The following is a 25,103-nucleotide window of genomic DNA, read 5'->3' on the forward strand; positions in this document are numbered from 1 at the left end:
AAAGTACCGGACATTATTTTATATGTATCAAGAACAGAAGGATAAATAACCTGAAGGTGATAATGCGATATTGAAATAGTACCCGTTCAGAATTTCATTTGTCTCTCGGAGAGCGCCGGTTGACAGACCGCCGGCTTGCGATAATTTTATGTCATTAACATGTTAATGAGTTGTTGTTGTGACGGATGGCCAAATTCTCCCTTGGCCGAACGCTTAACGCACTTATGCCATGGCGGGTCGCCATTCATAAGTTAACTTATGGACCAATGACGCTATGAATACATCGCCAGGGCCACGCGGAACATTAAGTGAAGAGAACCGGTTGCTGATTATTTTATTTTTTGTCTTCGGCTGCGTGTTCGTCGACCGTCTGACCATCTCGTTTCTGTTTCCGATGATTGCCGCCGACCTCAAGCTCAGCAACGTGCATCTCGGCACGCTGTCGGCGGTGTTGGCGTTAACCTGGGCGCTGTCCGGCGCGGGATTGGGGGCTATCGCCGATCGCTTTAATATCCGCAAACCGATGCTGATCCTATCGATCCTGGTGTTTTCGCTGTTCTCCGCACTGTCGGGGCTGGTCAGCGGCTTTGCCATGTTATTGATCTTCCGAGCGCTGATGGGGATCGCCGAAGGGCCGGTATTGCCGATCGCACAGTCGCTGATGGTGGAAAAATCGCAGCCGCAGCGTCGCGGTTTCAACATGGGGTTGATCCAAGGGGCGGCGCCGGGATTGTTGGGCGGTATTATCGCGCCGCCGCTGATCATCTATCTGGCGCAGAAGTGGGGCTGGAGCATGGCGTTTCACCTGACCGCCGTGCCGGGCATCATTCTGGCGTGGCTGATCTATCGCTATGTGAACGGCAAAAAGGATCCCGCTTTCAGCGCAGTGCCGGCGGCCGACAAGGCGGCGAACAAAGGTGCTTACGGCGAGTTGTTCAAAATCAAGAACGTGGCGCTGTGCATTCTGATCTCCTGTGTGTTCGTCACCTGGTTCATGATCATCATTACCTTCACCCCCAACTTTTTGGTGACCGACCGCGGCTTCGGCGAAGGCACGATGGGCGGCATCATGAGCGCCATCGGCGCCGCCTGGGTGTTCTGGGGCGTGGCGGTGCCGGCGATTTCCGATCGCTTCGGGCGCAAGCCGACGCTGATCTTCTTTTCGCTGCTGGCGGTGTGCTGCCCGCTGTTTCTGAGCTACGTCGCCAACCCGTGGCTGCTGGGCGTGCTGGTGTTCCTGTCTTATACCGGCCTTGGCTGTTTCACGCTGTTTATGGCCACCATCCCGTCTGAAACGGTGTCGCCGGCGCGCATCGCTACCGCGTTGGGGCTGGTGATGGGAATTGGCGAGGTGATTGGCGGCTGCCTGGCGCCGTTTATCGCCGGGCTGATCGCCGATCGCTACGGGCTGGTCAGCGTGATGTGGCTGGCGGCCGCCGGCGCCGTCTGCGCCGGCGTACTGAGTTGTTTTCTCGATGAAACGGCTCCTGCCGTGGTGAACCGCAGAGCGGTGAAACCGGCGGGCGTCGTCGACGTTTAAAGCGGCTTTCATCCCATTTAATCAAGGAGAGCGAAGATGTCAGCAGAACCATCCGTACTGAATCAAAATGCCGAACCGGACTGGAAGAATTACGACGATTTCGCGCGCGGCATCGACACCAACCGGCTGCCGGGCACTCAGGACTGGCGCGGCAAAACGTTGCAGATCGCCTTTGAAGACGGCGGGGAAATCACGCTGCGCTTCAGCGCCGATCGGCAGCGGGTGCTTTGGGCCTGGGGCGGGGAGAGCGGCGAGGACGCTTATGAAGAGGTGCAAACCTCCGCCGCACGTTATTTCTTCAATATTCCGCTGCAGTCGCCGGGCAACGAGTGCCTGACGCTGGTGCTCAACCGTGAAAGTGGCCGGGCGCTGCTGGTGCGCAGCACGCTGTTGCCGGAACAGACGGTGGAAAAGGGTTCCCGTCTCAAACAAAGCTTCCACGTCGGCCGGATTGCCGGCATCGCACCGGGCGGCGTTGCGCCGCATCTGACCCGCGAGCTGATCGGGTACCGCACGCTGAACGTCTATAGCCCCAATCACTATTACGAACACTTTTACGTCAACACCGAGCGCTACGCCTGGCAGAACCTGCGCGGCGAGCAATTCGGCCACGGCGACATGGACTACGCCACCTACTACAAATTTGAGGAAGAGATGTTCCTGTTCACCTTCCGGGAAAAGATTATCCCGGTGTGCTCGGTATTCTTCTTCGACTTTATCTCCGGGCGCTGCACCGGCACCTTCCTCGGGCTGGACGCCGCCGGCCGGGTTCTGGTTTCGCCGGCCGGGGCTTTCATCAGCAAGATGAGCTACAACGCTTATCCGGAGGGCGTGCAGCCGCTGTGAGTCAGGCGTTTCTGACCAGCGAACCGGCGTTGATCTCCGCGATGGTTTTCGCGCCGGTGAGCGTCATGGCCACGCGCATCTCTTTGTCGATCAGATCCAGCAAGTTAGCGACGCCGGCTTCGCCGGCCGCCGCCAGCGCATAGACGAAGGCGCGCCCCAGCAGCACGCTGTCGGCGCCCAGTGCGATCATGCGTACCACGTCCAGGCCGCTGCGGATGCCGGAGTCGGCCAGCAGCGTGATGTCGCCTTTCACCGCGTCGGCGATCGCCGGCATGGCGCGCGCGGTCGACAGCACGCCGTCCAGCTGGCGGCCGCCGTGGTTGGAAACGATGATGCCGTCGGCGCCGAAGCGCACGGCGTCTTTGGCGTCCTCCGGATCCAGAATGCCTTTGATGATCATCGGGCCGTCCCAGAATTCGCGGATCCACTCCAGATCTTTCCAGGAAATCGACGGATCGAAGTTGGCGCCCAGCCAGCCGATGTAGTCTTCCAGGCTGGTCGGTTTGCCGCGGTAGGCTGAAACGTTGCCCAGATCGTGCGGCTTGCCGAGCAGGCCGACGTCCCAGGCCCACTGCGGATGGGTAAACGCCTGCAGCACGCGGCGCAGGGCGGCGTTAGGGCCGCTCATCCCCGAATGGGCGTCGCGATAACGGGCGCCCGGCACCGGCATGTCGACGGTGAACACCAGCGTTTTCACGCCGGCGGCCTTGGCGCGCTCCAGCGCGTTGCGCATAAAACCGCGATCTTTGAGCACGTAGAGCTGGAACCACATCGGCCGATCGATCGCCGGCGCCACCTCTTCGATCGGGCAGACAGACACGGTGGACAGCGTGAACGGAATACCTTTTTTGGCCGCGGCGCGCGCGGCCTGCACTTCGCCGCGGCGGGCGTACATGCCGGTCAGCCCCACCGGCCCCAGCGCCACCGGCATCGCCAGCTGCTCGCCGAACAGCGTGGTCTCCAGGCTGAGTTCGGACATATTGCGCAGCACGCGCTGGCGCAAGGCGATATCGGCCAGGTCTGCGGTATTGCGCTTCAGCGTATGCTCCGCGTAGGCCCCGCCGTCGATATAGTGAAACAGAAACGGCGGCAGTTTGGCCCGGGCGGCGGCCCGGTAGTCGGTTGACGCGGAGATGATCATAGTGTTTACCTTCTTGTCTTGCTTGCGATAACGAGTTGTCGGTCAGAGCGTGAGGATCGCCGCCATACCGGCCGCAATCCCGCCGTACGCCAGCATCGGCAGTACGGTCTTTCTGATGATTTTGCCTTCGGCGTTGCCGATCCCGAGGATCGAACAGACCGCGATAATGTTGTTCAGGCACACCATGTTGCCCATGGCGCCGCCGACGGACTGCAAGGCCAGCGTCAGGTTGACGTCAAGACCGCTGCTCTGGGCGATCGACTGCTGAATGCCGCCGAACGTCAGGTTCGAAACGGTATTGGAGCCGGAGAAGAACGAGCCCAGCGCGCCGAGGAACGACGAGAACAGCAGCCAGCTGCCGCCGGTCAGCGCCGCCAGCGCTTTACCGATCAGGATCACCGGCGCGTTGTCGCCGCCCTGCATCATCAGGTTGACCATCACCAGCGCGCCGAACAGCGCAATAAAGGGCCGCGCGATGCGCCCGCCGGTTTCGCTGAACATCTGCCGCACCTGGCCGCCATTCAGCCGGAACAACGGAATGCACAGCAGCACCACCAACAGGAACGGGATCAGCGCCGGGACATACAGCGTTTTGTAGCCGGCGGCGGCGGAGGTGCCCAGCACCTGCTGCAGTTCGACGATCAGCGCCCGGCTGATGCGCAGCTCTCCGAGCCAGCCGAGGTTTTCCCGCCACAGCAGCGCGGTGTTGTTGAGCAGCGCTTTGAGGCCCAGCTGGTGGACGCGCGTCACTATCAGAATAGCAATCAGCAGCAGGGTCGGGGTCATGGCCTTGACCACCTGCATGAACGGCACCGCCTGCCCGACGCTCTGCGGTTTGTCGCCGCGGGCGAGGCCGATGCCGCCTCGCGCCAGCAGCACCGAGAGCGCCAGGCCGATCGCGCCGCCGACCAGCGCCGGGAACTCATAGTTCACCTGGGCCAACAGCAGATAGGGCACGGTGCAGCTCAGTACGCTGAGCAGGATAAACGGCAGATTGCGGCGGATATCCCGCCAGGAAACGATAAAGCGCAGCGCCAGCAGAGGAATGACGAAACCGGCGACAAAGTGGATCAGCGCGGTTTGTCGGCCGATCTCCAGCAGGTTGGCGTCCGACAGGCCGAGATTGGCGAAGCCGAACCAGGTGGGGGTGCCCACGGCGCCGAAGGAGACCGGCACCGAGTTCATCACCAGCGTCAACAGAGCGACGCGCAGCGGGTTGAAGCCCAGCCCGACCAGAATCGGCGCGGCGATGGCGGCCGGGGTGCCGAAGCCGCTGGCGCCTTCAATCATAAAGGCGAACGCCCAGCCGATAATCATCAGCTGGGCCACGGGATTGGGGCTGATGGTTTCCAGCCAGCGGCGCACCACGTTTTCCGCGCCGCTCACCTGCATCAGTTTGTTGAGCAGGATGGCGCCTGCGATGATGGTGATCGGCGTCAGCGTCGACACCAGCGCGGTGATGATATGGGCATGCAGCAGCCGCAGCGAGGCATCGAACCACAAGAGCTGTACGGCGTACACCACGGCGGCCGTCAGCGGCAGGGCGAGGTAAGAGGGCACGCCATTCCTTTTGGTCATCATCCAGATCAGCAGGATGATGGGCGCAATACTGAAAAGCAGGGGCATAAGATCCTCAGGGTTATTATTTTTATGGGCAGAGAGATGTAGCTGAAAGGTTAATTACCGCAACATTTTTATTCTAATCACAACGTTGGCGACGATGCCATGCGGTAATTTTTTAACATCAGCGAACGGCGCCACCGGCGGGGAAAACGTCGGTGTGAGGGGTTAAATTAATGTGTTTAAAATCAGACTAATAGAAGTGGTTTTTGTGTGATGAATGCGCGAGTTCACATTAATTAAGCGGTAATGTTCAATAGATTATGTCCAAAAATGCCGTAATCCCCATGGCATTTTCCGGCCATGGAGAAATAACCAGAGCAGAAAACTCAAAAGTAATGGCTGATATTTTGGTAGGAACCGATGATATGTTCGATCAGCAGGCGAGTTTTTAACGGCAGATTGCGGGTGTAAGGATAGACGGCGTAAATGCCCAGCACCTTGCCGCAGTGGCCGGCCAAAATCTCCGTCAGTTTTCCGTCCTGCAAGTCTTCGTACACCATGCAGCGCGGCACCATGGCGATGCCGTGGCCGCCGATTACCGCTTTGCGGATCGCTCGCGCATTGTTGGCCGACAGGTTGCCGTTAACCTGCAGCTCGTAGATGTCGTTGCGCCCTGGCCGCTTCATCAGCCAGTTGGCGGTGCCGCTCTCCTGGTAGGTGTAGGTCAGGCAGTTGTGGCTAAGCAGATCGTCGGCGCTGCGCGGTTCCGGGTGGCTTTCCAGGTAGCCCGGCGAGCAGACGATCACCCAGCGGGAATCGAAGATCGGCCGGGCAATCAGGCTGGAATCCGGCATGGTGCCGGTCCGGATCGCCAGATCGATGCCTTCTTCCACCAGATCGACGAAGCGGTTTTCCAGCCGCATTTCGACCTTTAGGCTGGGATGCTGGGCGCAAAATTCCGCCACGCTTTCGCTCAGCAGCAGCTCGCCCGAAATGGTTGGCACCGACATGCGGATGGTGCCGGTCAACTCTTCGCTCTTTTCGCTGACGGCGTACAGCGCCTCCTGCACTTTGGCGCCGATCTCTTTGGCCTGCTGGTAGAGCGCCTGGCCGCTTTCGGTCAGCGTCAGGCTGCGGGTGGTGCGGTACAGCAGGCGGGCACCCAGCGATTTTTCCAGCCGCCCGATGCGTTTACTGACCACCGAGCTGGTGATGCCGGCGCTCTCCGCGGCCTTGCTGAACGACCCGCAGTCGACAATCAGGGCAAACAGAATCAGGTCGTTGGCGTATTCGTGAGTGGCGAGCATAATCGGCTGTTCCCTTCAGCGGCAAGTGGCGCCAGTGTAAGTCTCTCGTTTCAATAAGCAATCATCAAAATGCCCCCGACGCCGAAATCAGAGGCTGCGCGAACAATGAGAATTCGTCTTGATCTCATTCTCGTGCCGCTTACAATGCCTGCCAGATCGCGACTTCAGAGGTTTTTTCATGGAACTGCTACGGGTGGTTTATCACCAGTATCGTTGGCCCTTTCTGGCGGTGATGGCATTGACCATGACCAGCGCCGGCTTAGGCATCGGTATCATTGCATTTATCAATCAATACCTGATGGACGCCGGCGGCGATGCATTGGCCGTGCTGCCGATGTTTCTTGCCCTGCTGGCATTGCTGATGGCGGTCACGCTGGGCTCGCAATTGGCGCTGACGACCTTGGGCCATTACTTCGTCTACCGCCTGCGCGGGCAGTTAGTGAAGCGCATCCTGGATACCGATATTGAACGTCTCGAACAGCTAGGCAGCGCCTCATTATTGGCCAGCCTGTCCAGCGATGTGCGCAATATCACCGTCGCCTTCGTGCGCTTGCCCGAACTGGTGCAAGGGGTGATTTTAACCCTGGGATCGGCGGCCTATCTGGGATGGCTGTCACCGAAAATGCTGGCGGTGACGGCGGTGTGGGTCGCCATCACCGTGGTGGGCAGCGGTTGTCTGGTCTCGCGGGTTTATCGCCATATGGCCAGTTTGCGCGAGTCAGAAGAGCGTCTCTATCATCATTATGAATCGGTGATTGACGGTCGTAAGGAACTGACGTTGAACCGCAAGCGAGCGCAGGCGCTGTACGAACAGGCCTATCAGCCTGATGCGCAAGCTTACCGCTACCATATCATTCGCGCCGATACCTTCCATCTGAGTGCGCTCAACTGGTCAAATATCATGATGTTGGGGGCGATCGGGCTGGTGTTCTTTATGGCCAACAGCCTGGGATGGGCGAACTCGATGGTAGCCGCCACGTATTCCCTGACGTTGCTGTTCTTGCGCACGCCATTACTGCAGGCGGTCGGAGCGTTTCCGACGCTGGTCAGCGCCGAAGTCGCCTTCAACAAGCTGAAGACGCTGCGCCTGGCCGAGTACCAACCGGCGTTCCCTGCCGCCACCGGCCGTGCCTGGCAGACGCTGGAACTGCGCGACGTGGTTTTTCACTATGCGGATACGGAACAGCAGCCCGGTTTTGCCGTCGGGCCGCTCAATCTGACGCTGCGGCGTGGCGAGCTGGTCTTTTTGATCGGTGGCAACGGCAGCGGCAAGTCAACGCTGGCGATGCTGCTGACCGGGTTGTACCGGCCGGTGAGCGGGCACATCGTTGTGGATGGCATCGCCCAGACCGCAGCGGATATGCCGGATTATCGTCGGCTGTTTTCGGCGATTTTCACCGATTTTCATCAGTTCGATCGCTTGCAAGGGCCGGAAGGTGGCGAACCCGATGCGGAGTTGGTCGCCGTCTGGCTCGAACGCTTGAATATGAAAAGCAAACTGCAGTTCGACGGCGACAGGGTGACCAACCCGCAGCTGTCGCAAGGGCAGCGCAAACGTCTGGCCCTGCTGTTGGCGGTGGCGGAACAGCGCGATATCCTGCTGTTGGATGAATGGGCCGCGGATCAGGATCCGCAGTTCCGGCGTATTTTTTATCGCGAGCTGTTGCCAGAGTTGCGCGCGTTAGGCAAAACGGTATTCGCCATCAGCCATGACGACCACTATTTCGAACATGCCGATCGGTTGCTTGAGATGCGCTCCGGCCAGCTGCGCGAACTGACCGGCTGCGAGCGTGAACACGCCAGCCGAGACTCCATCAGTCGAATTGGCTAATCCTCGCCGGCCCGGGCGAAACCCAAACGGGCCGGCGCTTCTCCTCATGCGATTCAGTACGTCGCTTCATTTTCATCCTCTTCTTCAGCGTCGCCTGTTGCCGATTTGGCTTATGACCAGTCAAATGATTTAGTGACTAATTATTTACCAGTGGTTTAATTTTAGCCATTAAAGGTGTGACACACTGTATGTTCGTTCGCCTATCAATACGCGTTATCGGCTGCCGATAACAGTGGTATCCACGGTGCCGTGCTCATTGATACTGCAATGCAGGTATTTGGGTAGCAGTGATTTTTTAAATATCCATAGGAACAAACTACTTTATCGATCGTTAAAACAGATCAATAATCATCGTTTGAATGGTTTAATCTATTGGTTAGGGGCGCTGTGGTGAGCAAGGATGGATCAAATATCAAACGTAAGGCATGGCTATGCGTGTTTATCGGTTGTGGGCTGTTCTGGCTGCTAACCGCTGCCGTGATTTACTGGCTACTGATTAAGTAAGCTGAGCAGGAAGACGATTGGTGAACAAAAAGCAGGCTAAAAATCGTGAGGGCGCTCGGCGTCGCGCGCAGTCCAAAATTCCGCCTTCATGGGTGCTGAGCGATGAGCAGCGCGCCTTCATTGAAGATTTGTGGCAGGATAACGCCCCTGAGGCGGAGCGACCTATCGCCCAGCGGCGCTAACCGATCAGGCGGCTACGGCCGGCCAATGCGCCGAACAGCATTTGCAGGAGAGTCAGACAGAGCAACACGATCAGTGGCAAACGCCAGCCTTCCGTCAGGTCATGCAGCAGGCCGAACAGGGTGGGGCCCAAGGCCGCCAGCAGATAACCGACGGATTGCGCCATACCCGATAACAGCGTCGCCTGGTGATGATGCTGACTGCGCAATCCGAAGAACGACAGCGCCAGCACCAGCGAACTCCCCGCGCCCAACCCGGCGAACGTCAACCACACCAGCGAGCTGGCGGGTTGCACCAATAATCCCCCGACGCCGATAAAGATCAGCAGAGAACTGCCCAGCGCGATCGCTCGCTGATCGCGCGCCCGCGGCAAAATCACCACCATCACAAAGTTGGCGACGATCGCCACCACCTGATACACGAACAGCTCGAAGCCCGCCTGTTGAGCCGAGGTGCCGTGGCTGGCGGCAAAGGCGCTGAACCAGCCGATAATGGTGTAAAAAGCAATAGATTGCAGCCCCATGAACATCGCCACCTGCCATCCCAGCGCACTGCCCCAGGGAGAACGATAGCGTTGCGGCTCCGTCGACAGCGGCTCTTTGACTGCGGGCGTGGCGGGGCGTCGCAGCTGTGGCAGCCACACCAGCAGCGCCAGCAGCGCGGGCAACCCCCAGCACAGCAAAGAGAACCGCCAGCCGAGATCGCCCAGCGAAGCCAGCGGCACCGCCAGGCCGGAGGCGATGGCGGCGACCAGCGACATCACCGCCGCATAGGCGGCGATCATGGCGGCGGCGCGATGTGGGAAATCTCTTTTCACCAGCGTCGGCAGCACTACGTTGGCGAGGGCGATGGCGGCGCCGATCAGGATGCTGCCCAGCCACAGCATGGCGTCTTGCGGCAGGGAACGCAGCGCAATGCCGCAAACCAGCAGCGCGAGGGCGAGGCCCAGAGTGCGCTCGATGCCGATGCGTTTCGCCAGCGCCGGGGTCAGCGGCGAAAGAACGGCGAACAGGATTAGCGGCAGCGAGTTGATCAGGCCGGCGGCGGTGGCGGATAACGCCAGCTGTTGCTGGATCTGCTCCAGCAGCGGGCCCACGCTGGTCAGGGCGGCGCGCAGGTTGGCCGCGATCAGCATGATGCCGACGATCAGCAGTACCGGGCGATGTAAACGGCGGCGCGGGGTTAAGCTGGATGATGGGGATGAAGCGGGTTGCGGCATGGGTTCCTCGCACCAGGGCATGCAGTCAATCAGCGCTGCATGGCGTGATGCGTTGATTGACGTTAACGCTTACGTACCGCCAAATTGGCGGTATCCGATCGCAAGTGTAGGGAAGATGCTTCACGCTGACAAGGGGAGGGGCCGGCGTGATAGGGGCGGTTAATCCCCGTCGGTGACAGGATAATTGCCATTATGTGATCCTGGTCACTGAGTGAACTAAAAGTCCTGGCGCGGGGCGGGCCATGCGCCGCTTTCACTTCTCTCTCCCCCCATGCGGCTGCTCTCCGGCGTGCGCGCTCGTCATGGCATTTCACTTTGCCTCCATTCCGCTTCCTGGCTTTTCGATCTGTTTCGATTCGAAAGGTTTTTTGGCGATTTTTTTGCTAAAACGGGGCTGTAAGCCCGATCACAATTTCATTGCTTTCGCTTTGCTGTAATGCCAGCGCAGTAGAGCGAAAGCCATCTTCTCCCCGGCGATGCCGGAAACCTGAGGACCGCAGCTCATGCCAGTGAATACCGCAAAGCGACGTGAACACATCATCGATCTGTTATGCGAGCACGGCAGCGTGCGCGTGGAGCAGCTCAGCAAACAGTTTGCGGTATCCACGGTGACGATCCGCAACGATCTGCGCTTTCTGGAACGAAAAGGGTGTGCGCTGCGCGCTTACGGCGGCGCGATGCTCAATCAGCAATTCGCTTTCGATCGGCCGTTGCGGGACAAAGGGCGGTTGAATCGCGACGTCAAAACGCTGATCGCCAACGCGGCGGCCGGCTATGTGCGCGACGGCGATGCGCTGATCCTCGATTCCGGTTCCACCACCGCGCAGATCGTGCCGTTCCTGAAGGGGCGGCGCGATCTGGTGGTGATGACCAATGCGCTGAACATTGCCTACGAGCTTTCGGGAAACGACGGGGTGGAGGTCATGGTGCTGGGGGGCAGCGTGCGCCGCAACTCTTACTCGCTCTACGGTCCGGCTGCCGAGCAGCAATTGCGTCAGTACCGATTCGACAAACTGTTTTTGGGCGTCGATGGGTTCGATCTGAGCGCCGGCATCACCACGCCTCACCCCGGTGAGGCGCACCTCAATCGCGTAATGTGCGAGGTGGCACGCGAGATTATCGCGGTGGCGGATGCCAGCAAATTTGGTCGCAAGAGCTTTTGCATGATTCGCGAAGCCGGACAAATCCATCGGCTGATCACCGACAGCCGTCTTCCGGACGATTACGAGCGGGCGTTAACCGAGCTGGGCGTGGAGGTCATCATCGCCGATCGGTAGCAGGGCGCCTGCATGGGGGCTTCATGCAGCAGTTGTTACAGCTTGTCGAGCAGCACAAGGCCGGTATGCCGGTCGGGATCTTTTCCGTCTGTTCCGCCCATCCCTGGGTTCTGAAGGCCGCGTTGCGGCAGGCCAAAGCCCGTGGCACGCCGGTGTTGGTGGAAGCGACGTCCAACCAGGTCAATCAGTTCGGCGGCTATACCGGCCAAACGGCGACCCAGTTTCGCGATGCGCTGTGGCGGCTGGCGGATGAGGTTGGCCTGGCGCGCGAGCGCGTGTGGCTGGGCGGCGACCATCTGGGGCCCAACGCCTGGCAAGATCGCCCGGCTCAGGAAGCGATGACGCTGGCGGAAACGTTGATCGACGATTACGTCCGCGCGGGATTTCGCAAAATTCATCTCGATTGTTCCATGTCGTGCGCCGATGATCCCTCGCCTCTGGGGGATGCCGCTGTCGCCGAGCGGGCAGCGCGTTTGTGCGCGGTGGCGGAACGCGCCTGGGCGCAGAGCGGCGGCGAAGCGCCGGTCTATGTGATCGGCACCGAAGTGCCGGTGCCGGGCGGCGCGCAGGAAGCGCTGGCGGGCCTGCAGGTCACCACGCCGCAGGCGGTGGCGCAAACCCTGGAAACACACCGTATCGCCTGGCAAAAGGCCGAGCTGAACGATGCCTGGCAGCGAACCATCGCGCTGGTGGTGCAGCCGGGCGTCGAGTTCGATCACCACAGCGTCGAACGTTACCAGCCGCAACGCGCCGATGCACTGAGCCATTTCATCGAACGGCAGCCGGGCATGATCTATGAAGCGCACTCCACGGACTACCAACCGCCGCAGGCCTATCGCCAGCTGGTGCGCGATCATTTCGCCATTCTGAAGGTGGGGCCGGCGCTGACCTTTGCGCTGCGCGAAGCGCTGTTCGCCCTCGATCGCATCGAGCGCGAATGGCTGGGGGAACGCCAGTCGGCGCAGCTGTGCGCCACGCTGGAACAGGTGATGCGCGAGCAGCCGCAACAGTGGAGCCGCTATTACCACGGTACGCCGCACCAGCAGTACCTCGATCGCCACTACAGCCTGAGCGATCGGGTGCGTTACTACTGGCCGCAGCCGCAGGTGCAGCAGGCGGTCGACGGCTTGCTGGACAACCTGCGCCGCAGCCCGGCGCCGCTGGCGCTGCTCAGCCAGTATCTGCCGGATCAGGCGCGGGCGCTGAACGCCGGCGAATTGAGCGCCGATCCGCAGGAGTGGGTGCTGCATAAAGTGACGCAGGTGCTCGACGATTACCACGCCGCCTGTTATCCGGAGGGCCGCTGATATGCCGAACATTTTAATGACCCGCATCGACAATCGCCTGGTGCACGGCCAGGTGGGCGTGACCTGGACCAACACCCTCGGCGCCAACCTGGTGGTGGTGGCCAACGACGAGGCCGCCGCCGATCCGGTGCAGCAGAACCTGATGGACATGGTGGTGGCGGAAGGGGTGCAGACCCGTTATTTCACGCTGCAGAAAACCATCGACGTGATCCACAAGGCGGCGGATCGACAGAAGATCTTTCTGGTATGCAAAACGCCGCAGGACGTGTTGACGCTGGTGCGCGGCGGGGTGCCGATCCGTTTCGTCAACGTCGGCAATATGCATTTCGCCGAGGGGAAGCGGCAGGTGCACAAAACGGTGTCGCTGGACGACGGCGACGTGGCCGCGTTCCGCGCGCTGGCGGCGCTGGGCGTGGAGTGCGAAGTGCGCCGGGTGCCGGATGAGGCGGGTGAGGCGATCGGCAAACTGCTCTTTTGAGCCTGGGGGGAAGCATGTTGACGGATGCGTTATTGATTGCGCTGTTGGCCGGGTTGGCGGGGGTTGACCTGTTCGACGGTCTGACCCACTTCCACCGGCCGGTGGTGATGGGGCCGCTGGTGGGGCTGATTTTGGGCGACGTCTACACCGGCTTGCTGGTGGGCGGCACGCTGGAGCTGGTGTGGATGGGGATGGTGCCGCTGGCGGGCGCCCAACCGCCGAACGTGGTGATCGGCGGGGTGATCGGCACCGCGTTCGCCATTCTGACCAAGGCTGATCCTAAAGTGGCGATCGGCGTGGCGGTGCCGTTCTCGATAGCAGTGCAGGGCTGCATCACGCTGCTGTTTACGCTGTTCTCACCGATGATGCACCGCTGCGATCGCATGGTGAAAGAGCTGAACTGGCGCGGCATCGAACGGGTGAACTACCTCGGCATCAGCATTCTGTTCATCTTCTATTTCGTGGTGGCGTTCCTGCCGATTTACTTCGGCGCCGATGCGGCCAGCGCCATGGTGCAGAAGGCACCGGGCTGGCTGCTGGACGGGCTGGCGGTGGCGGGCGGCATGATGCCGGCGATCGGTTTCTCGCTGCTGATGAAGGTGATGATGAAAAAAACCTACGTGGCCTATTTCATTCTCGGTTTCATCTCGGTCACGTTTCTCAAACTGCCGATTCTGGCGGTGGCGCTGGGCGCCCTGGCGATCGCTCTGATCGACTTCTTCAACACGCAACGCGGCGCGGCAGAGACGACGGCTCGTCCCGCTCCGCAGGAGGACGCCGAAGATGGCATTTAACGATTCCGACGATCTGCTGGCGCAAAAGGCCGAGCAGCGCATGGCGCAGGCGCTGGCCACCAGCCAGGTGGAGCAGGACGATTACCTGGACAGCCAGCCCGCCGAAGCGCTGACGCGCGGCGACATCAACCGCATGGCCTGGCGTTCGCTGCTGCTGCAGGCATCGTTCAACTACGAGCGCATGCAGGCCGGCGGCTGGCTGTATCAGCTGATCCCCGGGCTGCGCAAGATCCACCGCAACCCGCAGGATTTGGCCAATTCGATGAAGATGCACATGGAGTTTATCAATGTGCACCCGTTCGACGTTACCTTCCTGTCCGGCCTGGTGCTGGCAATGGAGCAGAACAAGGAAAAGATCTCCACCATCCGCGCGGTGAAAGTGGCGCTGATGGGGCCGCTTGGCGGCATCGGCGACGCGCTGTTTTGGTTGACGCTGCTGCCGATCTGCGCCGGGATAGGCGCTTCGTTGGCGCTGGAGGGCAGCCTGTTCGGGCCGATCGTCTTCCTGCTGCTGTTCAACCTGTTCCACTTCGGCCTGCGTTTCGGGCTGGCGCACTACGGCTACCAGGCCGGCACCAGCGCGCTGGCGCTGCTGAAGACCCACACCCGGCGTATTTCGCACGCCGCCTCCATTGTCGGCATGACGGTGATCGGCGCGCTGGTGGCCTCGTATGTGCATCTGTCCACGCCGCTGGTGATGCATGCCGGCAAGGCCAGCGTGGCGCTACAGACCGACGTGCTGGACAAGCTGATGCCCAACTTACTGCCGCTGTGTTTCACGCTGCTCATTTTCTTCCTGATGAAGCGCGGATTCTCGCCGGTGAAGCTGATTGGCGTCACCGTAGTCATCGGCGTAGCGGGCAAATTTATCGGCATTTTGTGAGGAGCGGAATATGCCAGGCATTGTGATTACCGGCCACGGCGGCTTCGCCAGCGGGCTGTTGCAGGCGGTGGAACAGGTGGTGGGGCCACAGCCGCACTGCGCGGCGGTCGATTTCCCCGAACAGATGAGCACCGCGCAGCTCAGGGAGGCTTTGCGTTCGGCGCTGGTCGCAGTGGCGCAGCCGGACGGCGTGGTGTTTCTCACCGACATGCTCGGCGGCTCGCCGTTTCGCAGCGCCTGCGAGCTGGCGGATGCGCAGGGGGATTGTGAAGTGCTGACCGGCGTGAATATGCAGCTGGCGGCGGAAATGATGCTGGAGCGCGACGGGTTGAGCCTGGATGAGTTTCGCGAGGTGGCGCTGGCGTGCGGTAAACGCGGCCTGACCAGCCTGTGGCATGAGCGCCGCCGGGTGAAATGCGAAAACGTGCAGGCCGACGGCATCTGAACGAAAACCGGGCGCGCTCGCGCCCGGCTTCGTGAGTTATGCCGGCAACGGGCTCAGCGCCAGGCGCGCCGGTTGGTCTTCGCCGCGGCTGAAGCGCCAGCAGGTCTGGTGATATTTCGCCACGCTGTTGCGGTGCGCCACGCTGATCAGCGTCACGTCCGGCAGTTCATCCACCAGCAGGCAGTACATCAATTGCTCGGTTTCATCGTCCAGCGCGCTGGTGGCTTCGTCAAGGAACAGGAGGCTAGGGCGTATCAGCAGGGCGCGGGCGAAGGCCAGCCGCTGTTGCTCGCCCGGCGACAGGCGATGGCTCCAGTTGGCGGAGGTGTCCAGCCAGCGCTGCAGGTGTTTCAGGCGGCAGTTTTCCAGCACCCGCATCAGCTGCGCGTCGCTGTATTCTGTCGCCAGGCTCGGATAGCTCAACGCTTCACGCAGCGTGCCGATCGGAATGTAGCTGCGCTGTGGCAGGAACAGCGTGTTGGCGTTGGCCGCCAGCCCGATGGCACCCGCGCCGTAAGGCCAGATGCCGGCGATGGCTCGCAGCAGCGTCGACTTGCCGCAGCCGGAAGGGCCGACGATCAGCAGGCGATCGCCGCGTTGCAGCGTCATCTCGGCGCCGGTCAGCAGCGGCTGGCCGTCGGGCAAGTTCAGGCTGAGATTGTCCAGCGTTAACGGATGGACTGCCTCTTCCCGCAGCTGAATGCCGCGCGGCTGATGATGCACCTGATCGACGGCGGCATTGAAGCCCGCCAGACGGTTGACGCAGGCTTTCCAGGTCGCCAAATCGTTGAAAGCGTCGATAAACCACGACAGCGCCCCCTGCACCTGGCCGAAGGCCGAGGCGATCTGCATCAGGCCGCCCATCTGGATGGCGCCGGAGAAGTAGCGCGGCGCTGCCACCAGCAGCGGAAACACGATAGCGAACTGGCCGTAGAAGTTGGTGGCGATGTTCAGCCGCCGGGTGATGCGCATGATCGCCCACCAGTTGCTGCGAATGGTATCGAAACGGTCGCCCAACTGCTGCGCCTCGCGCGGTTCGCCGTGGTACAGCGCGATGGCGTCATTGTTTTCACGGATGCGGATCAGGCCGAAACGGAAGTTCGCCTCGTACCGTTCCTGGTTGAAGCCCAGCATGACCAGCGGTTTACCGACCCACCAGATCAACAGCGATCCCAACACTGCATACAGCAGCGCGAACCACACCATATAACCGGGCAAGGTGATGGCGTGCTGGCCGAGTGCGAAGGTCATCGGCCCGCTGACGTGCCATAAAATGTCGATAAAGGAAAACAGCGTCACCAGGCTGGAGAGCAGCCCGAGCGACAGCGACAGGGTATATTGGGTCAACACGTTGAGATCTTCGGCGATACGCTGATCGGGGTTATCGACGATCTGCTGCTGCTCGGTGTGGTAATACGCCTGATGCGCCAGCCATTTATCCATGAACTTTTCCGTCATCCAGCGCCGCCAGCGCATCTGCAGCCCCTGGGTCAGGTAGATTTTATAGACCGCCAGCACGATGAAGATCAGCGCCAGATAGGTAAAGCGCCACAGCTGTGCCTTGAACACCGGGTAGTTCTTGTTCTGCAGCGCATCGTAGAACACCTGGTTCCACTGGTTGATCTGCACGCTGATATAGACCAGGCCAAGCGACAGGACGACGATGGCGATCAGCATCATCCAGGCGCGCCATCGCTCCTCTGACACCCAAAAGGGTTTGATCAGCTGCCAAACGGCGTGTTTCTGCAAGGGGGTTGCGTTCATAGCGGCTCATTCATTGCGGCATTTTGTTCAGCATGGGCCGCGGGCCGGTAACAAACAAACCGTGACTGTAAGCAGTTTTGACTCCGCTAACCGTTTGAAATAATGCGGTTGAATCGCCGGCGGCCATGCAGGAGATCGCAATTGCGGCATACACTCCGGCGCCGGGCGGTTATACTGGCGCCGAATTTTTGCAGAAAGGATAAACGATGAAGGCTTGGTTTCCCCTGTTGCTGACCTGCGGCGTCTTCGCCAGCGTCCGGGCCTGGGCGCACATTGACGAGCCGGACATTGCTGCCGACTGCCAAAAGGTGGCGAGCTACGCCGAACTGGGAAAAAAGGCCTATCAGCGGCAGGATTACGCCAAAGCCGCCGACATCTTTCGCGATCAGGCGGCCTGGAGCGAATTTTGCGGCCTGAGCGAGCAGGCGGTTGCCACGGCTTACAACAACGTGGCGCTGTCGCTGATGCACGCCGGCGAATTGCTCAAGGCGCAGGCCTATCTGGCGCTGGCACCGCACGACGATAAATCGCAGCACAACCTGAGCCTGTTGCGTCAACGTCTGGCGCAGCGGCCGCAGCCGCAGGGGCCGGGCGGCGTGTATTGGCAATACGCCGGGCGCGGCGTGTGGAGTGAAGTGGTGGTTAAGCCGCAGGGCGAGCGCTGGCTGATCGATTTTTCCGGCTACGCGATGCCGCAGATGGGGCTGTATTACGGGCCGAACATGGGGGACTTTTCCGCGGAGCTGCCGATCGCACACGGCAAGGCCGTCTACCACCAGCACGAGTCGGACAGCGCGCAGGTCTGCGACGTGACGATGGAGTTCGGCGAGCAAGCGTTGGAAATGCACACGCGGGGCGATTGCGGGTTCGGTCACAACGTGCGGGCGGAAGGGAGGTTCGTGCGGGTAGAATGACCCGCCCCGACGACCGGGGCGAGCAGGGTTACGCCAGTGCGGCGGCGCCCAGCAGATTCTTCCAGGCTTCCACATTGCCCAGATAATTGCCGGCCGGCAGCAGATGCAGGCGGCCATCACTATCCTGCAGTGCAAAGGTCGGGAAGCCCTGGCCTTGCACTTTGGCCAGCAGCGCCCGGCTTTCCGCGATATGTTGCGCGGTCGGCGCGCCGCTGTTGAAGCGCATTTCGGCGATAAACGCCGCCGAAGGCAATCCCAGCTCTTTCGCCAACGCTTCCAGCACCGGCGTGTCGGCGATGCGACGGCCTTCCTGATAGTGCGCCTGCTGAATGCGGTGCAACATGTCCAACCCGCGCCCCGCCAGCTTTTCCGCCGCCAGGATAGCGGTGATCGGCGGCTCGGAATCCATCACCGCCGTGGTGTCGCGCAGCAGACCGTTGAAATAGGCTTCACCGAACGGCTGGCCCGTCATTTCGGCGATGCGTTTGTCGTGCGGAATGACGTAGTTGCGCCATTCGTCGGTAATCTGACGGCGGTTGTTGCCGGTCATCATGCCGCCGGCGTGCGGCACGACCTTGAGCCCTGGGAGGCTCTGAGCCGCTTTCACCAGCGGCGCGGCGCCGTAGCACCAACCGCACAGCGGATCGAAAATGTAATGCAAAGTGGTTTCGGTCATCTTAGCTCCTCGCCTGGCGCGGCGGTTCGCCGCCGCGCCAGGACTGGTTCAATCACGCTCGGGCGCTTATTGCGGCCACTTCATCTCGCCTTTCAGCACTTTCGCGCTCAGTTCCAGACTCGATTCGTCTTTCAGCGTCGGGTAGTGCTTTTTCATCGCTTCAATCAGCGCGGCGGAATCCTTGGCCTTAGGCAGCTCGGCTTCCAGCGTGGTCAGGTATTTCTGAGTGAAATGCACCGATGCCAGCGTCTGCGCTGCACCCGGCAGGAAGTGGCCCGGCACGACGACCTGCGGCTTCAGCGCTTCGATGTTTTTCAGCGTCTGCTGCCAGTGCTGGCGCGATTCCACGCTCTGGTTGTCGGCGATCCACGGATGGATATTGTCCCCGGCGACCGCGACACCGCCCACTACCGCTTTCAGCGCCGGGATCCAGACGAAGGTGCGATCGGGAGTCGGGCCGTTCAGACCTTTCACTTCCACTTTTTGGCCGTCGATGGTGAAGCTGTCGCCCTGCAGCGGCTGCGGCACGATCACGGTTTTAGGCGCGTTGTCTTTCAGGATTGGGCCCCAGTAGGCGACTTTACCGTCTTTGGTGGCGTTGATGTCCTTGATGGTGCCCGGCGAAGCGATGATTTTCGCCTCCGGGAAGGCGGCCTTAATCACGTCCAGACCGAAGTAGAAATCCGGATCCGAATGGCTGATGTAGACGGTGGTCAGTTTTTTGCCGGTCGCCTTGATCTTTTTCACCAGCTCTTCGGCATCGTTGCGCTGGAACTGAGCGTCGATCAGCGCCACTTCATGTTTGCCGCTGACGATCTCGGAAGACACCGGGAACACGCTTTTCTCGCCCGGGTTATACACTTCCATGGTCAGGGTGTCGGCAGCGGTGGCGTAAGCGCTCAGGGTGGCAACGCCGGTGAAGGCCAGAGTTAACAGTGATTTCTTAAACATGGGCAGAGGTCCTTAGGTATCGGTTAATGTTGTAATGATGTTAGGTTGCATAAAGCGATAGAAAAACCGGATAATAAGCAATTATTCGTTGCATAAATCGGACTAATCATGGATCGCATTACCGCCGCTGAGGTTTTTGTCACCATCGTCGATCGCGGCAGCATGATCGCCGCCGCGGAAACGCTGGAGATGTCGCGCGCGATGGTGACGCGCTACCTGGCGCAAATGGAGCAGTGGGCCGGAGCGCGTTTACTGCATCGCACTACCCGTAAGCTTAGTCTGACCGACGCCGGTGAGCGCACTCTTGAGCGATGTCGGCAAATGTTGGCGTTGGCGGGGGAGATCGATCTGGTGGAGGAAGGGCAGAGCGATGAGCTGCGTGGCCTGCTGCGCATCACCTGTTCGCAGTCGCTGGGGCAAACGGCGCTGGTGGGGGCCGTCGCTCAATATCTGAAGCGTCACCCGCAGGTGGCGGTCGATCTGCAGATGAACAACCGGGCGGTGAATCTGGTGGAGGAACGCATCGATCTGGCGCTGCGCATCACCAATGAGCTGGATCCCAATCTGATCGCCCGGCCGCTGTCCAGCTGCGCGTCGGTGGTGTGCGCCGCGCCGGCTTATCTGGCGGCGCACGGCACGCCGCGTCAGCCGCAGGATCTGGCGTTGCACAACTGCCTGACCTACTCCTATTTCGGCAAAAGCCTGTGGCATTTCGACGCGCAGGGGGTGAAATCGGCGGTGGCGGTCAGCGGTAACCTGAGCGCCAATGAGTCGGTGGTGTTGATGGCCGGCACGGTGCAGGGCGCAGGCATTTCCATGCAGCCCTATTATTCGGCGGCGCCGCTGCTGGCCAGCGGCGAGCTGGTGGAACTGTTGCCGGGCTATCGGCCGCAGTCGATGGGCATCTACGGCATCTACACTTCACGTCGACAAATGCCTGCTACCCTGCGCACCATGCTGGACTTTCTGGTGGAGTGGTTCGCCAGCGATCCGCAGTGGCAGGCGACGCTTCGCTGATGAAATTAACAATGCGGTAACATTTGCACACATTTTTCATCGTCAGCGCATTCAAGCGCTTAGCGCCCAGCGCTGAATGATTTGTGCGCTGTCCGCCTGTCTCTGCTGGTCTTCGCTCTGCACCGCGTGCTATTTCTGTGGGGCGAAAAGCGAGAATAAAACTTATTAATTATAGGGTTAAGTATTATCCCTCCGCTTGGAACATCTCATCTGACTCCGCTTGTTCGGGCCGCCCTGCGGGTGGCCCGGGATTATGCTTGTTTATTGAATAGCCCTGAGCGTCTGACGCCGGGCTGTGTTGACCGGGAGCGTTACCCATGCCTGTTTCTTTGCTCGCACTGGCATTAAGTGCATTTGCCATCGGCACCACCGAATTCGTCATTATGGGGCTGCTGCCTGACGTGGCGGGGGATCTGCAGGTGTCGATCCCGTCGGCCGGCTGGCTGATCAGCGGCTATGCGTTGGGCGTGGCGATTGGCGCGCCGATCATGGCGCTGTTGACCGCCAAACTGCCGCGCAAGAATACGCTGCTGCTGCTGATGGTGATCTTCATCATCGGCAACGTGATGTGCGCGTTGGGATACAGCTATAACTTCCTGATGCTGGCGCGCATCATCACCGCACTGTGCCACGGCGCGTTTTTCGGCATCGGCGCCGTGGTGGCCGCCAATCTGGTGGCACCCAACCGACGGGCTTCGGCGGTGGCCTTGATGTTCACCGGCCTGACGCTGGCCAACGTGCTGGGCGTGCCGCTCGGCACCGCCTTGGGGCAGGCGCTGGGCTGGCGTTCCACCTTCTGGGCGGTGGCGCTGATCGGCGTGCTGTCGTTGTTGGCGCTGTATGCCAAGCTGCCTGCGTTAAAAGATGAGGCGCCGACCGATCTGAAAAAAGAGCTGGCGGCGTTGCGCGGCGGCGGCATTTGGCTGTCGCTGCTGATGACGGTGGCGTTCGCCGCCTCAATGTTTGCGCTGTTCACCTATATCGCGCCGTTGCTGACCGAAGTGACCGGTGTCTCGGCGAGCGGCGTAAGCTGGACGCTGCTGCTGATGGGCGTAGGCCTGACGGTGGGCAATATCGTTGGCGGTCGCTTGGCTGACTGGCGGTTGGCGCTGACGCTCAGCTGCACTTTCCTGGCTATTGCGCTGTTCGCCGCCTTGTTCCACTGGACCAGCCATGCGCTGGTACCGGCGGAAATGACTCTGTTCCTGTGGGCCGCCGCCGCTTTCGCCGCGGTGCCGGCGCTGCAGATCAACGTGGTGACTTACGGCAAGAAAGCGCCGAATCTGGTTTCCACACTGAATATTGCGGCGTTTAACGTCGGCAATGCACTCGGCGCCTGGGTAGGCGGAGCGGTGATTGCGCAGGGGCTGGGGTTGACCCGCGTTCCTCTGGCGGCGGCGGCGATAGCGCTGCTGGGGCTGCTGCTGTGCCTGGTGACCTTTAAACGCGCCAAGCGCCCGGCTAGCGCCTGATCGCCGCGTCGAGCCGAGCGGGGAAACCGGCCGCCTGCTGATGCAGATGGTCGATAAAGGCCGTGACCAGCGCAGAAGAAGGGCGATGCAGCGGCCGGATCAGGCTGACGGTGAACAGTACCTCGATGCTGAACGGCCGCACGTGCACCCCGCTGCCGGCATAGTCGAGCGCCGTCAACGGGTTGACGATCGATACGCCCACGCCGGCCCTCACCATGGCGCACACCGATGCTGCGCTGTGGGTCTCCATCACCATGCGCCGTTCGACGCCCTGTTCGGCGAACAGCGCATCCAGCAAGTGACGATAGCTGTCGGTGCTCGACAGGCTGATAAAGTTTTGCCCGGCGAAATCCTGCGGCGTCAGCTGGTCTTTCGCCGATAAAGGGTGACCCGCCGGCAGCACGCAAACTTCGTTCAACGTCATCAGCGTCATTCGCTCGGTACCCGCCGGCGTCAGGGCGGTTTCCGTCAGCCCAAGGTCGTGGCGCTGGGCCGACAGCCACTCCTCCAACAGCGGTGACTCCTGCGGGATCACGCTGAAGCTGACTTCCGGATAACGTTCGATAAAGGGCCGACACACCGCCGGCAGCAGCGATTGAGAAAATACCGGCAGGCACAGGATCGACAGCTGCGCCTGCTGAAACTGGCGAATGCCGGCGGCGGCGTTGACGATGCGATCGAGGCCGTAATAGGAGCGTTGCACTTCTTCAAACAGCCGCAGCCCCTGCACGGTAGGGGACAAACGCCCCCGCACCCGGTCGAACAGCTGCAGCCGGATCAGCTTCTCAAAGCGCGCTAGCTCGCGGCTGACGGTCGGTTGCGAGGTTTGCAGCAGGGCCGCCGCTTCGGTCAGGTTGCCGGTGGTCATCACCGCCCGAAAGATTTCGATCTGTCGCAAAGAGATGTTGTGCATGGCGAGGCTGCTTGGCTGGGGAAGAAAGCCATATCATAAATGAATAGACTACGGCTAAATAGATATTTTCCAGTCGATTCAGCGTGCGGCACTATGGCTTTATCCGCCGTTACTTTCGAATTGGGAATATCGCCATGCCACGCCCGTTGCACGACACCTCCACCGCGTTGAACGCCGCTAACCTGCTGGCCTTGCCGCAGCGTTTCGGTTGCCCGGTCTGGGCCTATGATGCCGACATCATCAGCCAGCGCATCGCTCAGCTGCGCCACTTCGACACCATCCGCTTCGCGCAGAAGGCCTGTTCGAACATTCATATTTTGCGCTTGATGCGCGAGCAGGGCGTGAAGGTGGATTCGGTATCGCTGGGTGAAATCGAGCGGGCACTGCAGGCCGGTTTTCAGCCGGGCGGCGAACCGAGTGAGATCGTCTTTACCGCAGACGTGCTGGATCACGCCACGCTGGCGCGCGTCAGCGAATTGAAGATCCCGGTCAACGCCGGTTCCATCGATATGCTGGATCAACTCGGTCAGGTTTCTGCGGGGCACCCGGTGTGGCTGCGCATTAATCCGGGATTTGGCCACGGCCACAGCCAGAAAACCAACACCGGTGGCGAGAACAGCAAGCACGGCATCTGGTATGCCGATCTGCCGCAGGCGGTGGAGAAGATCCGCCGCTATGGCCTGAAGCTTGTCGGCGTGCATATGCATATCGGTTCCGGCGTCGATTACCAGCATCTGGAGCGAGTTTGCGACGCGATGGTGCAGCAGGTGATCGATCTCGGCCATGACATCAGCGCCATTTCTGCCGGCGGCGGCCTGTCTATCCCCTATCAGTACGGCGAAGAAGCGATCGATACCGAGCACTATTTCGGTTTGTGGAACCGGGCGCGTGAGCGCATCGCCGCGCATTTGGGGCACCCGGTGCAGCTGGAGATTGAACCCGGGCGCTTCCTGATGGCGGAGGCGGGCGTGCTGGTGGCCGAAGTGCGGGCGGTGAAAGACATGGGCAGCCGCCACTTCGTGCTGGTGGACGCCGGCTTTAACGATCTGATGCGTCCGGCGATGTACGGCAGCTACCACCATATTTCGCTGTTGCCGGCCGATGGCCGCGACACGTCGGGGCAGCCGCTGCGCGAAACGGTGATCGCCGGGCCGCTGTGCGAATCCGGCGACGTGTTCACCCAGCAGGCGGGCGGCGGCGTGGAAACCCGCGAGCTGCCGCCGGTGCAGATCGGCGATTATCTGGTGTTCCACGATACCGGCGCCTACGGCGCGTCGATGTCTTCCAACTACAACAGCCGTCCGCTGTTGCCTGAAGTGCTGTTCGAAAACGGCGAACCGCGTTTGATCCGCCGCCGCCAAACCATCGAAGAGCTGATCGCGCTGGAGCTTATCTGATAAGCGGGCGGGCGCCTGGCGCCCGCTTCACAGCGTCATGCGGCGGTGCTGGCCATTGGGCAATTGCACGTCCAGCGACAGCGTGCCGCCCATCGCCTCGATATAGCGTTTGAGTGACGACAGTTTTATTTCGCTGCCGCGCTTTTCCAAATTGGCGACGGAGGGTTGGCTGATGCCGAGCCGCTTCGCCAATTCAACCTGAGAGACCGCCAGCTCTTCCCGCAGCATCGCCAGCCGCAGTTCGAAAATTTCCTTGTCCGCTTTTTGCCTGGCTGCGCTAACGACGGCGGGATCGAGCTTGTCGATCAATTGGGATAAAGGTTTAGCCATCTGCACTACCTCCGGGTGGCCAGATAATGTGAAAACTCCATGGCGGCGATGGGCAACATGCGCTGGTAAAAGCGCTTGTCGCCGGTTTTATCGCCACCGCACAACAGCACCGCTTGCCGCTGTGGGTCAAAAGCGAAAAACACTCTGAAAGGGCGCCCGCGATGTTGAACGCGCAGCTCCTTCAACTGCCGGGCCGCGTCGGAAAAATGCAGCGTATCGGCGTGCGGCCGCGCCAACTGCGGGCCGAACGTCTGTAATTTGAAGATCGCCGCCAGGATGCTGGTTTGCTGGGCGTTGTTCAGCGCTAAAAATCAGTCGTCGAACCGTTCGACGGTCACCACTTGCCACATGATT

Annotated in this window: 24 protein-coding genes; 14 read left to right on the top strand and 10 right to left on the bottom strand. The window is 60.9% G+C overall.

The genetic code is table 11. The annotated features are described in order from the left end of the window. The first annotated feature begins 274 nt into the window (after window positions 1-274). Together GKN89_RS17665 and GKN89_RS17670 are read left to right on the top strand one after the other, a co-directional pair. Window positions 275-1,540 carry an MFS transporter gene (locus GKN89_RS17665; protein WP_230329008.1) on the top strand — a complete coding sequence of 422 codons (1,266 nt, stop codon included), beginning with the start codon at window positions 275-277 and terminating at the stop codon, window positions 1,538-1,540. Between the two features lie 36 nt (window positions 1,541-1,576). Continuing rightward, entirely contained in the window at window positions 1,577-2,386 is an 810-nt protein-coding gene (locus tag GKN89_RS17670) for a MoaF C-terminal domain-containing protein (RefSeq protein ID WP_154747463.1), read from the top strand. 1 nt (window position 2,387) lies between these two features. Here the strand turns inward: GKN89_RS17670 and lldD are convergent, their stop codons facing one another. The 3 genes from lldD to GKN89_RS17685 form a co-directional block, all read right to left on the bottom strand. Further along, the gene (gene lldD / locus GKN89_RS17675) at window positions 2,388-3,527 is read right to left on the bottom strand and encodes an FMN-dependent L-lactate dehydrogenase LldD (protein WP_044030572.1); all 1,140 of its coding nucleotides are present in this window, start codon (window positions 3,525-3,527) and stop codon (window positions 2,388-2,390) included. 42 nt (window positions 3,528-3,569) lie between these two features. Next, window positions 3,570-5,153, bottom strand: a complete 1,584-nt coding sequence (locus tag GKN89_RS17680; RefSeq protein ID WP_154747464.1) for an L-lactate permease — start codon at window positions 5,151-5,153, stop codon at window positions 3,570-3,572. Between the two features lie 323 nt (window positions 5,154-5,476). Beyond that, complete coding sequence (locus GKN89_RS17685) at window positions 5,477-6,397, bottom strand: LysR family transcriptional regulator (RefSeq protein ID WP_019455690.1); 921 nt, start codon at window positions 6,395-6,397, stop codon at window positions 5,477-5,479. A 178-nt stretch (window positions 6,398-6,575) separates the two neighbouring features. Between GKN89_RS17685 and GKN89_RS17690 the strand changes: the two genes are divergently transcribed. Together GKN89_RS17690 and GKN89_RS17695 are read left to right on the top strand one after the other, a co-directional pair. Beyond that, window positions 6,576-8,228 carry a multidrug ABC transporter permease/ATP-binding protein gene (locus tag GKN89_RS17690; RefSeq protein ID WP_154747465.1) on the top strand — a complete coding sequence of 551 codons (1,653 nt, stop codon included), beginning with the start codon at window positions 6,576-6,578 and terminating at the stop codon, window positions 8,226-8,228. A 387-nt stretch (window positions 8,229-8,615) separates the two neighbouring features. Next, the gene (locus GKN89_RS17695) at window positions 8,616-8,732 is read left to right on the top strand and encodes a YmiA family putative membrane protein (protein ID WP_071532867.1); all 117 of its coding nucleotides are present in this window, start codon (window positions 8,616-8,618) and stop codon (window positions 8,730-8,732) included. A gap of 178 nt (window positions 8,733-8,910) precedes the next feature. Here the strand turns inward: GKN89_RS17695 and GKN89_RS17700 are convergent, their stop codons facing one another. Next, window positions 8,911-10,131 carry an MFS transporter gene (locus GKN89_RS17700; protein WP_019455693.1) on the bottom strand — a complete coding sequence of 407 codons (1,221 nt, stop codon included), beginning with the start codon at window positions 10,129-10,131 and terminating at the stop codon, window positions 8,911-8,913. A gap of 503 nt (window positions 10,132-10,634) precedes the next feature. On the opposite strand from GKN89_RS17700, the gene agaR reads away from it, so the two are divergent. The 6 genes from agaR to agaF are packed head-to-tail and all read left to right on the top strand — an operon-like array spanning window position 10,635 to window position 15,315. Next, a complete protein-coding gene (agaR, locus tag GKN89_RS17705) occupies window positions 10,635-11,408 on the top strand; it encodes a transcriptional repressor AgaR (RefSeq protein WP_004931804.1) in 774 nt (257 codons plus the stop codon). A 23-nt stretch (window positions 11,409-11,431) separates the two neighbouring features. Continuing rightward, on the top strand, window positions 11,432-12,715 hold the full coding sequence (locus GKN89_RS17710; protein ID WP_019455695.1) for a D-tagatose-bisphosphate aldolase, class II, non-catalytic subunit: 1,284 nt from the start codon (window positions 11,432-11,434) through the stop codon (window positions 12,713-12,715). 1 nt (window position 12,716) lies between these two features. After that, window positions 12,717-13,193, top strand: a complete 477-nt coding sequence (agaV, locus tag GKN89_RS17715; RefSeq protein WP_019455696.1) for a PTS N-acetylgalactosamine transporter subunit IIB — start codon at window positions 12,717-12,719, stop codon at window positions 13,191-13,193. Between the two features lie 14 nt (window positions 13,194-13,207). After that, the gene (gene agaW / locus GKN89_RS17720) at window positions 13,208-13,987 is read left to right on the top strand and encodes a PTS N-acetylgalactosamine transporter subunit IIC (RefSeq protein WP_049202167.1); all 780 of its coding nucleotides are present in this window, start codon (window positions 13,208-13,210) and stop codon (window positions 13,985-13,987) included. Then, complete coding sequence (locus GKN89_RS17725; protein WP_015378934.1) at window positions 13,977-14,870, top strand: PTS system mannose/fructose/sorbose family transporter subunit IID; 894 nt, start codon at window positions 13,977-13,979, stop codon at window positions 14,868-14,870. The genes agaW and GKN89_RS17725 overlap by 11 nt, the downstream gene beginning before the upstream one ends. 10 nt (window positions 14,871-14,880) lie before the next feature. Beyond that, window positions 14,881-15,315, top strand: a complete 435-nt coding sequence (gene agaF, locus GKN89_RS17730) for a PTS galactosamine/N-acetylgalactosamine transporter subunit IIA (RefSeq protein WP_019455699.1) — start codon at window positions 14,881-14,883, stop codon at window positions 15,313-15,315. A 36-nt stretch (window positions 15,316-15,351) separates the two neighbouring features. Here the strand turns inward: agaF and GKN89_RS17735 are convergent, their stop codons facing one another. Further along, complete coding sequence (locus GKN89_RS17735) at window positions 15,352-17,079, bottom strand: ABC transporter ATP-binding protein/permease (RefSeq protein ID WP_019455700.1); 1,728 nt, start codon at window positions 17,077-17,079, stop codon at window positions 15,352-15,354. Between the two features lie 206 nt (window positions 17,080-17,285). Here GKN89_RS17735 and GKN89_RS17740 point away from each other — a divergent pair, with 206 nt between their 5' ends. Beyond that, the gene (locus tag GKN89_RS17740) at window positions 17,286-17,993 is read left to right on the top strand and encodes a hypothetical protein (protein ID WP_019455701.1); all 708 of its coding nucleotides are present in this window, start codon (window positions 17,286-17,288) and stop codon (window positions 17,991-17,993) included. A gap of 28 nt (window positions 17,994-18,021) precedes the next feature. Here the strand turns inward: GKN89_RS17740 and GKN89_RS17745 are convergent, their stop codons facing one another. Together GKN89_RS17745 and GKN89_RS17750 are read right to left on the bottom strand one after the other, a co-directional pair. Further along, window positions 18,022-18,669 (bottom strand): DsbA family protein, encoded by a 648-nt coding sequence (locus GKN89_RS17745; protein WP_015378930.1) that lies wholly within the window; start codon window positions 18,667-18,669, stop codon window positions 18,022-18,024. Between the two features lie 66 nt (window positions 18,670-18,735). Further along, a complete protein-coding gene (locus GKN89_RS17750; RefSeq protein ID WP_019455702.1) occupies window positions 18,736-19,620 on the bottom strand; it encodes an MBL fold metallo-hydrolase in 885 nt (294 codons plus the stop codon). 108 nt (window positions 19,621-19,728) lie between these two features. On the opposite strand from GKN89_RS17750, the gene GKN89_RS17755 reads away from it, so the two are divergent. Beyond that, window positions 19,729-20,637, top strand: coding sequence for a LysR family transcriptional regulator (locus tag GKN89_RS17755; protein WP_019455703.1), 909 nt, complete (start codon window positions 19,729-19,731; stop codon window positions 20,635-20,637). Between the two features lie 317 nt (window positions 20,638-20,954). Then, on the top strand, window positions 20,955-22,109 hold the full coding sequence (locus GKN89_RS17760) for an MFS transporter (RefSeq protein ID WP_154747467.1): 1,155 nt from the start codon (window positions 20,955-20,957) through the stop codon (window positions 22,107-22,109). Here GKN89_RS17760 and GKN89_RS17765 read toward each other — a convergent pair. After that, complete coding sequence (locus tag GKN89_RS17765; protein ID WP_154747468.1) at window positions 22,099-23,022, bottom strand: LysR family transcriptional regulator; 924 nt, start codon at window positions 23,020-23,022, stop codon at window positions 22,099-22,101. The genes GKN89_RS17760 and GKN89_RS17765 overlap by 11 nt on opposite strands. 134 nt (window positions 23,023-23,156) lie before the next feature. Here GKN89_RS17765 and lysA point away from each other — a divergent pair, with 134 nt between their 5' ends. Further along, window positions 23,157-24,419, top strand: a complete 1,263-nt coding sequence (gene lysA, locus GKN89_RS17770) for a diaminopimelate decarboxylase (RefSeq protein ID WP_154747469.1) — start codon at window positions 23,157-23,159, stop codon at window positions 24,417-24,419. A gap of 27 nt (window positions 24,420-24,446) precedes the next feature. Here the strand turns inward: lysA and GKN89_RS17775 are convergent, their stop codons facing one another. Together GKN89_RS17775 and GKN89_RS17780 are read right to left on the bottom strand one after the other, a co-directional pair. After that, window positions 24,447-24,749: a helix-turn-helix domain-containing protein gene (locus tag GKN89_RS17775; protein ID WP_025160230.1), complete on the bottom strand. Its 303-nt coding sequence runs from the start codon at window positions 24,747-24,749 to the stop codon at window positions 24,447-24,449. Window positions 24,750-24,754: 5 nt separating this feature from the next. Then, on the bottom strand, window positions 24,755-25,051 hold the full coding sequence (locus GKN89_RS17780) for a type II toxin-antitoxin system RelE/ParE family toxin (RefSeq protein WP_230329011.1): 297 nt from the start codon (window positions 25,049-25,051) through the stop codon (window positions 24,755-24,757). Between the last annotated feature and the right edge of the window lie 52 nt (window positions 25,052-25,103).

The organism is Serratia sp. YC16, from assembly GCF_009707615.1.
In the GTDB taxonomy this organism is placed as follows: Bacteria; Pseudomonadota; Gammaproteobacteria; order Enterobacterales; family Enterobacteriaceae; genus Serratia; species Serratia surfactantfaciens.

Bases quoted from the DNA above. Each gene is read 5' to 3' on its own strand.
- GKN89_RS17755 (WP_019455703.1), top strand. From the start codon at position 19,729: ATGGATCGCATTACCGCCGCTGAGGTTTTTGTCACCATCGTCGATCGC.
- GKN89_RS17710 (WP_019455695.1), top strand. From the start codon at position 11,432: ATGCAGCAGTTGTTACAGCTTGTCGAGCAGCACAAGGCCGGTATGCCG.
- GKN89_RS17760 (WP_154747467.1), top strand. From the start codon at position 20,955: ATGCCTGTTTCTTTGCTCGCACTGGCATTAAGTGCATTTGCCATCGGC.
- GKN89_RS17665 (WP_230329008.1), top strand. From the start codon at position 275: ATGAATACATCGCCAGGGCCACGCGGAACATTAAGTGAAGAGAACCGG.
- agaR (WP_004931804.1), top strand. From the start codon at position 10,635: ATGCCAGTGAATACCGCAAAGCGACGTGAACACATCATCGATCTGTTA.
- lldD (WP_044030572.1), bottom strand. From the start codon at position 3,527: ATGATCATCTCCGCGTCAACCGACTACCGGGCCGCCGCCCGGGCCAAA.
- GKN89_RS17685 (WP_019455690.1), bottom strand. From the start codon at position 6,397: ATGCTCGCCACTCACGAATACGCCAACGACCTGATTCTGTTTGCCCTG.
- GKN89_RS17725 (WP_015378934.1), top strand. From the start codon at position 13,977: ATGGCATTTAACGATTCCGACGATCTGCTGGCGCAAAAGGCCGAGCAG.
- GKN89_RS17740 (WP_019455701.1), top strand. From the start codon at position 17,286: ATGAAGGCTTGGTTTCCCCTGTTGCTGACCTGCGGCGTCTTCGCCAGC.
- GKN89_RS17670 (WP_154747463.1), top strand. From the start codon at position 1,577: ATGTCAGCAGAACCATCCGTACTGAATCAAAATGCCGAACCGGACTGG.
- GKN89_RS17680 (WP_154747464.1), bottom strand. From the start codon at position 5,153: ATGCCCCTGCTTTTCAGTATTGCGCCCATCATCCTGCTGATCTGGATG.
- GKN89_RS17765 (WP_154747468.1), bottom strand. From the start codon at position 23,022: ATGCACAACATCTCTTTGCGACAGATCGAAATCTTTCGGGCGGTGATG.
- agaW (WP_049202167.1), top strand. From the start codon at position 13,208: ATGTTGACGGATGCGTTATTGATTGCGCTGTTGGCCGGGTTGGCGGGG.
- GKN89_RS17745 (WP_015378930.1), bottom strand. From the start codon at position 18,669: ATGACCGAAACCACTTTGCATTACATTTTCGATCCGCTGTGCGGTTGG.
- agaF (WP_019455699.1), top strand. From the start codon at position 14,881: ATGCCAGGCATTGTGATTACCGGCCACGGCGGCTTCGCCAGCGGGCTG.
- GKN89_RS17750 (WP_019455702.1), bottom strand. From the start codon at position 19,620: ATGTTTAAGAAATCACTGTTAACTCTGGCCTTCACCGGCGTTGCCACC.
- GKN89_RS17690 (WP_154747465.1), top strand. From the start codon at position 6,576: ATGGAACTGCTACGGGTGGTTTATCACCAGTATCGTTGGCCCTTTCTG.
- GKN89_RS17700 (WP_019455693.1), bottom strand. From the start codon at position 10,131: ATGCCGCAACCCGCTTCATCCCCATCATCCAGCTTAACCCCGCGCCGC.
- GKN89_RS17775 (WP_025160230.1), bottom strand. From the start codon at position 24,749: ATGGCTAAACCTTTATCCCAATTGATCGACAAGCTCGATCCCGCCGTC.
- GKN89_RS17735 (WP_019455700.1), bottom strand. From the start codon at position 17,079: ATGAACGCAACCCCCTTGCAGAAACACGCCGTTTGGCAGCTGATCAAA.
- lysA (WP_154747469.1), top strand. From the start codon at position 23,157: ATGCCACGCCCGTTGCACGACACCTCCACCGCGTTGAACGCCGCTAAC.
- agaV (WP_019455696.1), top strand. From the start codon at position 12,717: ATGCCGAACATTTTAATGACCCGCATCGACAATCGCCTGGTGCACGGC.